This window comes from Halomarina rubra (assembly GCF_023699475.1).
GTDB classification, from domain to species: domain Archaea; phylum Halobacteriota; class Halobacteria; order Halobacteriales; family Haloarculaceae; genus Halomarina; species Halomarina rubra.
Genome location: NZ_JALXFV010000007.1, coordinates 91,971 through 103,872, shown reverse-complemented (window position 1 = coordinate 103,872; position 11,902 = coordinate 91,971). Strand labels below are relative to the sequence as shown.

At 67.6% G+C, this 11,902-nt stretch carries 12 protein-coding genes (1 of these 12 running past the window's edge); 8 read left to right on the top strand and 4 right to left on the bottom strand.

Annotated elements, in window-relative coordinates; translation table 11 throughout:
• Position 1: 1 nt before the first annotated feature.
• The gene (locus M1L36_RS13320) at positions 2-1,147 is read right to left on the bottom strand and encodes a DegT/DnrJ/EryC1/StrS family aminotransferase (RefSeq protein WP_250874246.1); all 1,146 of its coding nucleotides are present in this window, start codon (positions 1,145-1,147) and stop codon (positions 2-4) included.
• 188 nt (positions 1,148-1,335) lie between these two features.
• On the opposite strand from M1L36_RS13320, the gene M1L36_RS13315 reads away from it, so the two are divergent.
• From M1L36_RS13315 to M1L36_RS13285, 7 genes are all read left to right on the top strand, one after another.
• Positions 1,336-2,274: a polysaccharide deacetylase family protein gene (locus M1L36_RS13315; RefSeq protein ID WP_250874245.1), complete on the top strand. Its 939-nt coding sequence runs from the start codon at positions 1,336-1,338 to the stop codon at positions 2,272-2,274.
• A 162-nt stretch (positions 2,275-2,436) separates the two neighbouring features.
• A complete protein-coding gene (locus M1L36_RS13310) occupies positions 2,437-3,441 on the top strand; it encodes a class I SAM-dependent methyltransferase (RefSeq protein ID WP_250874244.1) in 1,005 nt (334 codons plus the stop codon).
• A 48-nt stretch (positions 3,442-3,489) separates the two neighbouring features.
• Positions 3,490-4,257: an oxidoreductase gene (locus M1L36_RS13305; RefSeq protein WP_250874243.1), complete on the top strand. Its 768-nt coding sequence runs from the start codon at positions 3,490-3,492 to the stop codon at positions 4,255-4,257.
• A gap of 65 nt (positions 4,258-4,322) precedes the next feature.
• Positions 4,323-5,048 (top strand): acylneuraminate cytidylyltransferase family protein, encoded by a 726-nt coding sequence (locus M1L36_RS13300; protein ID WP_250874242.1) that lies wholly within the window; start codon positions 4,323-4,325, stop codon positions 5,046-5,048.
• Complete coding sequence (locus M1L36_RS13295) at positions 5,041-5,859, top strand: SDR family oxidoreductase (RefSeq protein WP_250874241.1); 819 nt, start codon at positions 5,041-5,043, stop codon at positions 5,857-5,859. Before M1L36_RS13300 ends, M1L36_RS13295 begins: the two co-directional genes overlap by 8 nt.
• Positions 5,856-6,830 carry a Gfo/Idh/MocA family protein gene (locus M1L36_RS13290; RefSeq protein WP_250874240.1) on the top strand — a complete coding sequence of 325 codons (975 nt, stop codon included), beginning with the start codon at positions 5,856-5,858 and terminating at the stop codon, positions 6,828-6,830. The genes M1L36_RS13295 and M1L36_RS13290 overlap by 4 nt, the downstream gene beginning before the upstream one ends.
• On the top strand, positions 6,827-7,588 hold the full coding sequence (locus tag M1L36_RS13285; RefSeq protein ID WP_250874239.1) for a methionyl-tRNA formyltransferase: 762 nt from the start codon (positions 6,827-6,829) through the stop codon (positions 7,586-7,588). Before M1L36_RS13290 ends, M1L36_RS13285 begins: the two co-directional genes overlap by 4 nt.
• A gap of 75 nt (positions 7,589-7,663) precedes the next feature.
• Here M1L36_RS13285 and M1L36_RS13280 read toward each other — a convergent pair whose 3' ends face one another.
• The gene (locus tag M1L36_RS13280) at positions 7,664-8,614 is read right to left on the bottom strand and encodes a methionyl-tRNA formyltransferase (protein ID WP_250874238.1); all 951 of its coding nucleotides are present in this window, start codon (positions 8,612-8,614) and stop codon (positions 7,664-7,666) included.
• A gap of 136 nt (positions 8,615-8,750) precedes the next feature.
• Here M1L36_RS13280 and M1L36_RS13275 point away from each other — a divergent pair, with 136 nt between their 5' ends.
• Positions 8,751-10,673 (top strand): sulfatase-like hydrolase/transferase, encoded by a 1,923-nt coding sequence (locus M1L36_RS13275; protein ID WP_250874237.1) that lies wholly within the window; start codon positions 8,751-8,753, stop codon positions 10,671-10,673.
• Between the two features lie 12 nt (positions 10,674-10,685).
• Here M1L36_RS13275 and neuC read toward each other — a convergent pair whose 3' ends face one another.
• Complete coding sequence (neuC, locus tag M1L36_RS13270) at positions 10,686-11,837, bottom strand: UDP-N-acetylglucosamine 2-epimerase (RefSeq protein ID WP_250874236.1); 1,152 nt, start codon at positions 11,835-11,837, stop codon at positions 10,686-10,688.
• A protein-coding gene (locus tag M1L36_RS13265) for a PIG-L deacetylase family protein (protein ID WP_439954817.1) crosses the window boundary here: on the bottom strand, positions 11,834-11,902 show its end. Its footprint extends 612 nt past the window's final position; the window shows 69 of its 681 coding nt (coding positions 613-681); its start codon lies beyond the right edge, outside the window — the gene reads right to left on this strand; the stop codon is at positions 11,834-11,836. Before M1L36_RS13265 ends, neuC begins: the two co-directional genes overlap by 4 nt.

The window sequence follows — 11,902 nt, the reverse complement described above, 5'->3', positions numbered from 1 at the left end:
CTTAGGCCACCCTCAGGTGTTCCGAGACGGCATCGGCGACGGTCGTGACGATGCGGTCGGTCTCGGTCTCGCTCAACCCCGGGAACATCGGCAGTGTGAGCACCCGCCCCGCGACGTCCTCCGTCATGGGCAGCGGGGTCCGCAGGTCGTCGTGGTCCCGCAGGTAGAACTCCGTCCGGTGGACCGCGGGGTCCCAGTACACCTTCGAGGCGATTCCGTGGTCGGCCAGCCTGGAGATGACGGCTTCGCGGTCGACCCCGCGTTCCAGTTCCACAGTGTACAGCTGATAGACGTGTCGCCCCGTCGGCGACTCGTGGGGACGGACACCTTCGACGTCGGCGAACCCCGCGTTCAGACGGGCGGCCGCCGCCCGCCGGCGTTCGACGAGGTCCTCGACGCGCTCCATCTGGGCACAGCCGATGGCCGCGACGACGTCGGCCATTCGTAGGTTGTGGCCCAACTGGACGTACCGACCCGTCCGTGCGGAGTCGAAGTACCGTTTCGAGGCTCGCCCGTGCGAGCGGTACAGTCGCGCCCGGTCGGCGACCTCGTCGTCGTTCGTCACGACCGCTCCACCCTCGCCCGTGGTGGCGATCTTGTTCTGGCAGAAGCTGAGGACCCCCGAGTGACCGAACGTCCCCAGTGGTTTCCCGTTGGAGTCCGCACCGAGCACCTCCGCCGCGTCTTCCACGAGCAGGAGGTCGTGTTCGGCGGCGACGGCGACGAGTTCCTCGATTCGACACGCCCCACCGTACGGGTGGACGGGAAGGATGGCGGCGGTGTCCGGTGAGATGGAGTCACGGACCGAATCGGGGTCCAAGCCGAACGTCTCGGGTTCGATGTCGGCGAACACGGGTTCAGCGCCGACGAGGCGGACCGCGTTCGCCGTCGCGATGAACGTGAACGACGGGACGATCACCTCGTCGCCCGGCCCGACGTCGTGTGCGGTCAACGCCGTGACGAGCGCGCTCGTTCCCGAGTTCACCACGACGGCGTGCTCGACACCGAGATAGTCGGCGATTCGTTTCTCGAACTCCTCGACGAACGGACCGTTCGCCCAGTGACTGCCCCGTCGAATCGACTCCGTCGCGTACTCGACGTCACGGTCGTCGGCGTCAATCCTGAACAGTGGTATTTTCTCGTCCATCCGATATCACGTAACCAGGTAGTTGGCTATCGGCGGCTTAGTTATGGGCGTATGACATTTATTCGTAATATTTCAGTGACGTTGAAAGGAACGAATATACCTTCAGTTTCGAACCTTCCCGTCGGTTGCAGAGCGGTTAAATGGTTGATATTTATGCAGTGGCCGCGGAGTATCTCCGGACGAGACCGATGCGAGCCGTCATGTACCACTACGTCCGCCCCGACCTCGACCGACCACCGGGCGGGTACTATCGAATGGACCGCGAGGACTTCCGGGCCCAACTCGACCACCTGGAGAGCGAGTACGACCTCCTCGGCCGCGACCGACTGCTCGCGGTCGTCCGCGGCGAGCGCCGACCACCCGACGACGGGGTCGTCCTCACCTTCGACGACGGCCTCGTCGACCACCACGAGTGGGTGTTGCCCGAACTCCGCGAGCGCGGCCTGAGTGGCGTGTTCTTCGTCTCGACGGGACCGCTCGACGGCGACGTCCTCGCCGTCCACCGCGCCCACGCACTGCTCGGCGCTGTCCCGGCCGACGAGGTCCACGACGCACTCCTCGAGACGCTGGTCGAACGCGGACTCTCGCCGGAGACCGGCGAGAGTGCCGACACCTACGGCGACACCGAGACGGGGGCGACCGACCACGCCGCCGTCGTCAAGCGACTCGTCAACTTCGAACTCCCCGTCGACAGCGTGCCGTCGGTGCTCGACGCGGTCGAGCGACGCCTCTCCGTCGGTCCGCTCGACCCCGAGGCGTTCTACCTCACGGACGACGACCTTGGGGACCTCCGAGACGCGGGGATGGTGCTCGGCGCTCACACCGTCACCCACCGGGTGTTGTCACGGCTCTCACCCCAGACCCAACGGACGGAGGTTCGGGAGTCGTTCGACCGTCTGGAACGCGTCGTCGGGCCGCTCGAGGAGCGACTGTTCGCCTACCCGTACGGTGGTCCGGAGACGTACACGGCGACCACGCGCTCGATACTCGAGGAGGCCGACTGCACGGCCGCGTTCACGACGGTCTCTGGAGAGATCGACGTCCACGACGTCGTCACGCGGCCGCTCGAACTCCCACGGATGGACTGCAACGAGTTCCCACACGGCAGCGCGTCGTTCCGGATGTGAGGGCGACCGAGAGAACACCAAAGTAAGTTTCAATTGAACGATACACTCACAGGGGAGAAACCGTTTAACCCCCGCCGAACGTGCGAGGGCCGCTGCGGGTGTGGGCACGCCGTCGACCAATCGGGTCGCTAACATTATATCGCCGCGGCGTTGGCCAGCCTCATGCATCGTCGACACGGCAAGCCCGTCGACCCCACCCAGTTCAAACAGCGTGACCTCGCCGATCTCGCGGGCGGCGTCGACGCCAACCGACGCCGCGCCGAGACGTTCCGACAGAAAGACAGCGTGGCCGTCGAGACGTGTCCCGTCTGTGAGGAGGCCGACCGGACCGTCGTCCGAGAGATGTTCGGCTACGAGTACGCACAGTGTGCGGTGTGTACGCACGTCTACCTGACCGAGCGGCCGACGCAGGCCGCGTTGCTGGAGTACTACGAGTCCAGCGAGGAGCTCTCGGGCATCTACACCGACGACCGTCAGCGGCGGTATCGCCGCGAGCACGTCACCGAACCGAAGTTCGACTTCGCGTTCGAACATCTCGACCGGACCGACGGCCGATGGCTCGACGTCGGCTGTGGCATGGGCGAGTCCGTCGACTACCTCCGTGAACGTGGCTGGGACGCCGTCGGCCTGGAGCCGAGTGAGGACTGCGTGCGCGTCGCGCGCGAGGCGTTCGACCTCGACCTCGTCCAGCAGTCGCTCGGGGAGTACGCCGAGGACGCCACGCCGGGGTCGTTCGACGTCGTCTCGCTGTTCGGCATCCTCATCATGAACGCCGACCCGCTCGCGGAACTCCGACAGGTCCGGCGACTGCTCGGTGACGACGGCTACCTCGTGTTCGGCGACGGCCACTACGACTCGCTCTCCTCGCGGGTCCACCGCGCGTTCCCCGACCGGGCGCTCAGACACTCGATTCCCCCAATCGGCGTCCACCAGTTCACCGAGGCGTCCATCGAGCGACTGTTCGAAGCGGCCGGGTTCGAGAGCGTCGCAGTCTGGTACTTCGGGCTGGACGTCTACGAGTTCCTCAACCACCTCAGCCTCGAACTCGACGGGTTCGCCGACACCGACCTCTACGACTACTTCATGGACAACCTCGATGCCTTCCAGCGAGTCGTCGACGAGGACGAACGCAGCGACTACGTCGTCGTCGTCGCCCGGTGTACCTGAGTCGCCACCCGCCAGAATGTTCTTGTGTCGACACGACGAGCGACAGTCATGACCGACCCCTTCGACCTGCACGGACACACCGTCGTCGTCGCCGGTGGCGCGGGACTCATCGGAACGGCGCTGTCGCGTGGCCTCGCGGACCAGGGCGCGACCGTCGTCGTCGCCGACGCCGCGCCCGACCGTGGTGAGGCCGTCGCCGCCGACGTGGACGGACGATTCGTGGAGACGGACGTCACCGACGAGTCGTCCGTCGAGGCACTCCTCGCGACAGTGGTCGAGGAGTTCGGGAGCCTCGACGGCGTCGTCAACTGCTCGTACCCGCGCAACGAGAGCTACGGGGCACGCTACGAGGACGTCACCTACGCCGACTGGCGGGAGAACGTCGACCTCCACCTCAACAGCTACTTCCTGCTCGCTCACCGCGCGTCGCTCCTGATGCGCGAGCAGGGTCACGGCAGCATCGTCAGCTTCGGGTCGACCTACGGCGTCCAGGCTCCGGACTTCTCGGTGTACGAGGGCACCGAGATGACCAGCCCCGTCGAGTACGCCGCCATCAAGGGCGGCGTCCTCAACCTGACGCGGTACATGGCGTCGTACCTCGGACGGGACGGCGTGCGCGTCAACGCCATCAGCCCCGGCGGGGTGTTCGACGAGCAACACCCGACGTTCGTCGCGGAGTACGAACGCCGGACCCCGCTCGACCGGATGGCCGACCCGGAGGACTTCGTCGGTCCGGTCGCCTTCCTGCTCTCCGATGGGGCGGGGTACGTGACGGGCCACAACCTCCGCGTCGACGGTGGCTGGACCATCTGTTGAGGGCGACCGACAGAAGTTAAGACTCGATTACACGTTTTTCGCTGTCGTTAGTTATCCCCGCTGGCGTGCCAATTTCCTCCGATTCCATGCTCAACGACCACCGTGTCGTCGCCGTCGTCCCAGCGCGGGGCGGGAGCGTGACGATACCGGACAAGAATCTCCGCCGTCTGGGTGACAAGCCCCTCGTGGCGTGGCCTATCGACGTCGCCCACGCGACCCCCGAGGTCGACCGGGTCGTCGTCTCGACGGACGACCCGAGCATCGCCGCGGTCGCACGCGAGTACGACGCCGACGTCGTCGAGCGGCCCGCGGAACTGGCGTCCGACGACGCGCTCGTCGTCGACGCGCTCCGGCACCTCGTCGGCGTCTTCCACGAGGAGGGCGAGACCGCCCGCTACCTCGTCGTGCTCGAACCGACGTGTCCGCTGCGGACCTCCGGCGACGTGAGTCGCTGTCTCGACCGTCTCGCGAGCGGCGACCGCGACTCGGTGGCGACGTTCACCGACGCCAGTCTCAACCCACACCGCATCTGGCGCATCGAGGACGGCGAACCCGAACCGTTCCTCCCCGAGGCAGACCCGTGGCAACCTCGTCAGTCGCTCCCCGAAGCGTACGAACTGACGGGGGGCGTCTACGCCTTCGCCATCGACGCGCTGCCAGAGGCGGGGAGTTCACTGCTGTTCGAGCGGCCGGCGGCGGTCGCGATGCCCCGCGAGCGGAGCGTCGACATCGACACGGAACTGGACTTCACCGTCGCCGAGCGCCTGCTCGTGGAGGGTGTCCATGAGTGAGACGCCGACCGTCTGGGACCTGTTCGACCTGACCGGCCGGACCGCCGTCGTCACCGGTGGTCCCGGGAAACTCGGCTCCCAGATGTGCGACGCCCTCGCCGAAGCGGGCGCGAACGTCGTCGTCACCTCCCGGACCTACGAGGACTGCGAGGCGAAAGCCCGCGAACTCTCCTCGGCGTACAACGAGGCGCTGCCGGTGGCCGCGGACGTCACCGACGAGGAGTCCGTCACGGAACTCGTCGAGACGACAACGGACGTGTTCGGCGGCATCGACGTGCTCGTTAACAACGCATATCAGGCGACCGGGTACGGCAAACCGTTCGAGGAGCTGACGGTCGAGGAGTGGGCCGAGACGCTCGAAGGCGTCCTCACCCAGACGTTCGTCACGACACAAGCCGCGTTGCCCGCAATCCGCGAGAGCGACGCGCCGAGTATCGTCAACATCGGGAGCCACTACGGTGTCGTGCCGCCCGACCAGCGTGTCTACGGCGACACGGGCATCAACAACCCGCCGACGTACGGGTCGGCGAAGGCGGGCGTCATCCACTTCACGAAGTGGCTAGCGTCGTACCTCCACGAGGAGCGCATCCGGGTCAACTCCATCAGCCCCGGCGGGTTCTACAGCGAGGCGATGGAGGAGGTGGAGGGGTACACCGAGACGTTCGTCCCGAACTACGAGTACCGGACGATGCTCGGGCGGATGGGCGACGACACCGACATGAAGGGGCTCGTCGTCTACCTCGCGAGCGACGCGAGCAAGTGGATGACCGGTCAGAACGTGGTGCTCGACGGGGGGTGGACCGCGTGGTGAGCGTCGTCCGCGACGACGGCCTGCGCGTCGACCACGACGCGGAGCCGACCGACCTTCGACTCGGCGTCGTCGGCCTCACCGCCGGCAACGGCCACCCCTACTCGTTCGCGTCCATCGTCAACGGCTACTCCGACGCGGGTTTCGCCGACTCGGAGTGGGGCGTCATCCACGACTACCTGCGACAGAAGTCGCCCGCCGAGTACGGGTTCGACGGCGTTCGCGTCACTCACGCCTGGACGCAAGAGCCAGCCGAGACCGACCGACTCGCGGCCGCCGCACGAATCCCCCACACCGTCGACTCCCTGGAGGAACTCCACGGCGAGGTCGACGCAGTGTTGCTCCTGCGCGACGACTTCGCACGTCACGCCGAGATGGCGCTGCCGTTTCTGGAGGACGGTACGCCCGTTTTCGTCGACAAACCGCTCGCGCTCGACGTCGACGACCTCGCGCAGTTCCGCCCGCACCTCGAATCGGGACGGCTGGTGTCGACCTCGGGGATGCGCTTCGCGCGCGAACTCGACGACCCGCGAGCGACCGTCGACGACTACGGCGACGTGAGCCTTGCACGCGGCGCGGTGATCAACGACTGGGAACACTACGGCGTCCACATGCTCGACGCCATCTACGGCGTCCTCGACCAGCGGCCGGTGAGCGTCTCGGCGTTCGACGTCCCGCATGACGCGTTCGCCGTCGAACTGGACGGCGGGACGCTCGTCGAGATAGACGCCCTCGGGGACGCCCCGTTCACGTTCGACGTCGCCTTCTACGGCTCCGAGCGACAGTCCGCCCACGAACTCCGTGACAACTTCACCGCGTTCCGGCGGACGCTGTGGACGTTCCTCGACACCGTCGACCGCGGCGAACCGGTGCTCGACCCAGAGGCAACGCTTGACGTGATGCGGACGCTCGTCGCGGGACGACAGGCCCGCACGTCGGGCAAGACCGTCGTCGTCGCGGACCTCGGGATATGAGCGGGGCCGGCGAGACCGATTCGTCGGCGGAGAGTGCAGACGACGACCGGACGACGGTCGTCTTCCTCGGTGCGAACAACGTCGGACTGGAGGTGTACGACTGGCTCTGTGCGCGCGACTCCGTCGACGTGCTGGCGATGCTGACCGAAGCCGGGCAACTCTCGCTCGTCGAGCGGTTGGCACCCGAGTTCGTCGTCGCCTGCGGGTTCACCCACATCGTCCCCCCCGAGGTGCTGACGGTACCCGAGCGGGGCTGTCTCAACCTCCACCCCGGCTTGCTCCCATACGCTCGTGGCTACAACCCCAACGTTTGGAGCATCGTCGAGGGCCTCCCGGCGGGCGTGACCCTCCACTACATGGACGACGGCGTGGACACCGGCCCCGTCGTCGCGACCCGAGAGGTCGACGTGCGGTTCGACGACACCGGGAGATCACTGTACGACCGCCTCGAACGGGCCGCCTACGACCTGTTTGTCGAGACGTGGCCCGCCGTCGAGACTGGCACCGCTCGGGCGACCGCACAGGACGAGACGCGCGCCACGACCCACTACAAACGCGAGTTCCTCGACCTCTGTGAACTGGACCCCGACGAGGAGACGACCGTCCGCGACCTGCTCGACCGACTCCGTGCGCTCACCTTCCCGCCGTTCGACAACGCCCGCATCGACGTCGACGGCGAGACGTACTACGTCGAGGTGACCATCACCCACGAGGACGACGCCGACGGCGACGACTACGGGCGACTCTCCTCGTACTGAGTCGGCCGTCGACTCGTCTCCCGTCGGGCTACCACGGGGCTACTGTCGGCCAGCGCCATCGTCCCGACCGCCTGCTCAGGAGCCGTCACCGAGCAGGTCCCGAGCGTTCGCGAAGCAGTCGCCGAGACTCGCCCACTCCTCGTCGAGGAGGTCGCTCGCTGGTATCTCCACGCCGTCGACCCCGACCCGTGTCAGGTCGATGGCCCCTTCCCAGGTGCCGACTCTGAGCGTCTCACCGTCGGCCGCCAGCAGTTCGCCCGGTTCGCAGAACACCCGCTCGCCGGTCGGTGGGTGGGCGGCCCAGAACCGCACCTCGTGGCCGTGCAGCGTCGAGAACGCGCCGGGGTACGGATGGGTCTGCCCGCGAATCCAGTCGTACAGTTCGTGGGCGGGGCGCGTCCAGTCGACGAGACCGTGACGGGGGACGCGTTTGGGCCACCACGTCGCCTCGGTGTCGTCCTGTGGCTCGCGGGGGACCTCCCCCGCCTCGAATCGGGGGTAGGACTCGCGGATCAACGTGCGCCCTGCCTCGACGACCTTCGCGTACAGCGACCCCGCGTCGTCCGTCTCGGCGATGGGGATGGGTTCCTGCCCTACGAGGTCACCGGCGTCGGCCTCGGCGACGAGGTGGAAGAACGACAGCGCCGTCTCGTCGAGACCCTTGATGAGACTCCACGCGATAGGGGCACGGCCCCGGCCACGCGGGAGCGGCGCGGGGTGCATGCCGAGTGCCGCGACGCTCGCGAGGTCGAAGACGGCGGGGTCGACGAGTCGCGACCAGCCGACGACGAACAACAGTTCTGGGTCGTACTCGGCGATACGCTCGCGGACCGCCTCGTCGTTGACGTCGTCGGTCTCGTGGAGCGGGAGGTCGTGGACCGCCGCGAACCGCGAGAGGTCCGTCTGGTCGCTGATTGCCTCGCGTCTCGGCCGGGTGAACACCGCCCGTACATCTGCCCCGAGGTCGACGAGTTCCTCCAGGCACGCGAGCCCGAGGTCGTTGTGCGTGACGAAGACGACGCGCATACACTCCGAAATTGTCGTTCAAATGACTAACGTATGTGTTCCGGCAATCCGCGCGACCGACTCACCGACCTGCCGACCTTTGGAGTGTTCAGCGACCGGTATTTATATCGACACATTCACTCAACGATAGGTCGTCATGGATAGAGTCCCGGTGAGAGTCGACGTTTCCGAGCAGCTCGAACGGTACGCCGGGACGCTGTTCGACCGCGTCGCCCCCTACGCAGCGCCCCTTTGGCGGTCCGCTATCGACGGGCGACTCGTCGTCTCCGGTCACGAGACACCGTCGTGGGTGGCATCGCCCGCCGAGGTGAAGACCGTCAGGTTCGTCCGGGACGCGACACGCTATCACGCGACGCTCGACTGTGAGGAGACGCCCCGAGTCGTCTTCGAGTCGACGGAGCCGTTCACCCACGTCGCCTGTTCGCTGACGGACGTGAAGCTGACACGGAACCTGACCGTCGTCGGCCGGTTCGACACAACTGAGGGTACCGTCACCCAGCGGCGGTCGTTCACCGGTCTCGACGAGGCACGCCTCGACGACGCGGCGACCATTCCGGTGTCGTTCGCTCTCGATGCGCCCGCGACCGCCGGCGAGGTCCGTGTCGAGGCGACGGCCGGCCGAGACCGACTGCAGGAGTACGGCGTTCGGGCGTTCGACCGCCTGTCGGACCGCCGGTACGAGCCACGACGAGCCGTCTCGATGACGACGCCGTCGCTGGGTGGTACCGGCGACGCGCCGCCCATCGTGGTCGTCTCGGTCGACACACTCCGGTACGACGTCGAGGGAGCCATCGACCCGCTACTCGACGCGCTCGGTGACGACGCGTTCGTCCCGTCCGAACCACGCACCCAAGGGTTCTGGACGGCCCCGGCACACGGGTCGCTGTTCACGGGCGTCCATCCCGGCGACCACGGATACGTCGGCTGGCTCGACGGTCACCGGGACTCCGTGATTCACCCCGACTTGATCACGCTGCCGGAGTTTCTGAGCGAACACTACTACCGGTGTTCGGCATTAGTCAGTCACACTCGGGTCCTCCCCGAGTCGGGATTCGGCCGCGGCTGTCACCGGTTCCGATTCGAGGACATGACCGACTGGGTGGGACGACCCGTCGACGCCGGGACGAACGTCGACCGCATCGTCGACTGGATTGACGCCGACCGCCAGGCAGGAGCCGACCGGGTGTTCTATTTCGCCCACTTGTTCGACGCCCACTTCCCGTACGTGCCACCACTCGACCGCTACGACGTCAGCGACGTCGACATGGGCGCCATCCGTGAGTACCAGCAGACCGTCTCGGACGTCGCCGACGATCCCGAGCGAGGCTATCGCACACAGCTCCGCTCTGACCTCCCGATAGACGAGGCGACCGTCTCGACGCTCCGCGAGTACTACGCCGCATCGGTCGACTACGTGGCGCGGCAGGTGGCACGCCTCGTCGACCACCTGAAACGCGTCGACCTGTTCGATGACGCGTTCGTCGTCGTCGCCGGCGACCACGGGGAGGAGTTCGGCGAGCGCGGATTCTACCTCCACACGAGCCTCAACGACGCGAACGTCCGTCCGTTCGTCGCCGTCAAGCCGCCGGCCGACTCGTCGCTCGAACCACGCGACCGGGTCGACCTCGTCGACCTCCTCCCGACCGTCGCACGCGAACTCGGTGTCGAACCGCCCGAACAGTGTCAGGGACGGCCCTGGCACGACGACCCGCCGACCGGCCCGCGAATCGTCGAACGTATCTTTCCGGACTGTTACAACGTCGCGGTCGAGGACGACGGTATCAAGGCGATCTTCACGTTCGAGGGTCGGTTTCCGAAGCGGCCGAGCCTCGACCAACTGGCCGATGGGCCGCTCGCCGAGGAGTTCTACCGGCTCTCAGCGGTCCGAGGAGACGGCGACCCGGATGCAGACCCGTCGTCCGAACTCCGTGCGACGCTGCTGGAGACCGCACGTGCGTTCGCCCGGAGAACACCGGTCGTCGAACGGACCGAGACGAGCGCAGGCGTCCAGCCCACCCAAGAGACGGAGACCCGCCTGCGTCACCTGGGCTACCGCTGACGAACGTCCCGTTCAGTACGTCAGGCGTTTGCGCAGGAGGCCCTCGCCCAAATCGACCGTCGCCAGTCGGGCGGCGACGCGCTCGCCCGCGCCACCGCGGTCGTAGGGGTTCTCGCAGGACGCCACTCGCTGGCGGAAGGCCTCGTCCGTGAGGCACCGTTCGACGGCCTCGCGGATGGCGTCGCGGTCGTGGGGCACCTGGAGCGTGTGGTCGGCGCGCTCGCGACCCTCCTGGCGCGGACCGACGTCGACGACCGGGAGGTCGAACGACGGCGCTTCGATGACCCCGCTGGAGGAGTTGCCGACCATCACGTCCGCGGCAGCCATCACCCCGAGGTACGTCTCGCGGGGGAGACTGCGGACCGTCGTGAGGTCGGCGCGGCGCTCTATCTCGGCGATGGCGCGACGACCGCCGGCGTCCGAGTTCGGGTAGACGACGAGCGGGTGGACGTCGAGCGCCGCGACGGCGTCGAGTGTCGCGGCCATCTGCTCACCCGCGAGGTCCGGCGCAGACGTGAGCGGGTGCTGGACGACGAGCGCGATCGGGCCGTCGTCGGGTAGGTCGAGACGCTCGCGGACGGCCGCGGGGGTGTCGTACTCCCCGGCGAGCACGGCGTCGAGGCCCGGCGCACCGACAGTCTCGATGCGCCACGGCTCCTCGCCCAGCTTTCGGATGCGGTCGGCCGACCGGTCGGTCACCGGAAAGTGGAGGTGGGCGAACTTGGTCAGCGCGTGGCGGATGCTGTCGTCGATGATGGCCCCGTCCATCGAGTCCCCACCGTGGACGTGCGCGAGCGGGACGTTCATGTGGGCGGCGGCGACGCCCGCGGCAAACGCCTCGCCGCGGTCACCGAGGAGGAGGACCACGTCCGGGTCGAGGCTCGCCAGCGCGTCGGCCATCCCCGAGACGCCGAGGCCGAGTGACTTCGCCATCGCCGCTCCGGAGTCGCCGTCGACGAGCGTCGGCACCTCTCGCGCCACCTCGAACCCGTCGGCCCGAACGTCGTCGACGGTGTGGCCGTACTGCGGCGAGAGGTGCATTCCCGTCGCCACGATGGAGAGTCGCAGGTCGTCGCGGGCCTCGATGGCACGCATCGACGAGGAGAGCAGGCCGTACTCAGCGCGCGTCCCCGTCACCACGACGACGTGTCTGGGGTCGGTCACGGCGCGCTCCGAACCTCCTTGACGAGACAGAACGCCTCGGCGGCGGGGACGCCGGCGGGCGCCCC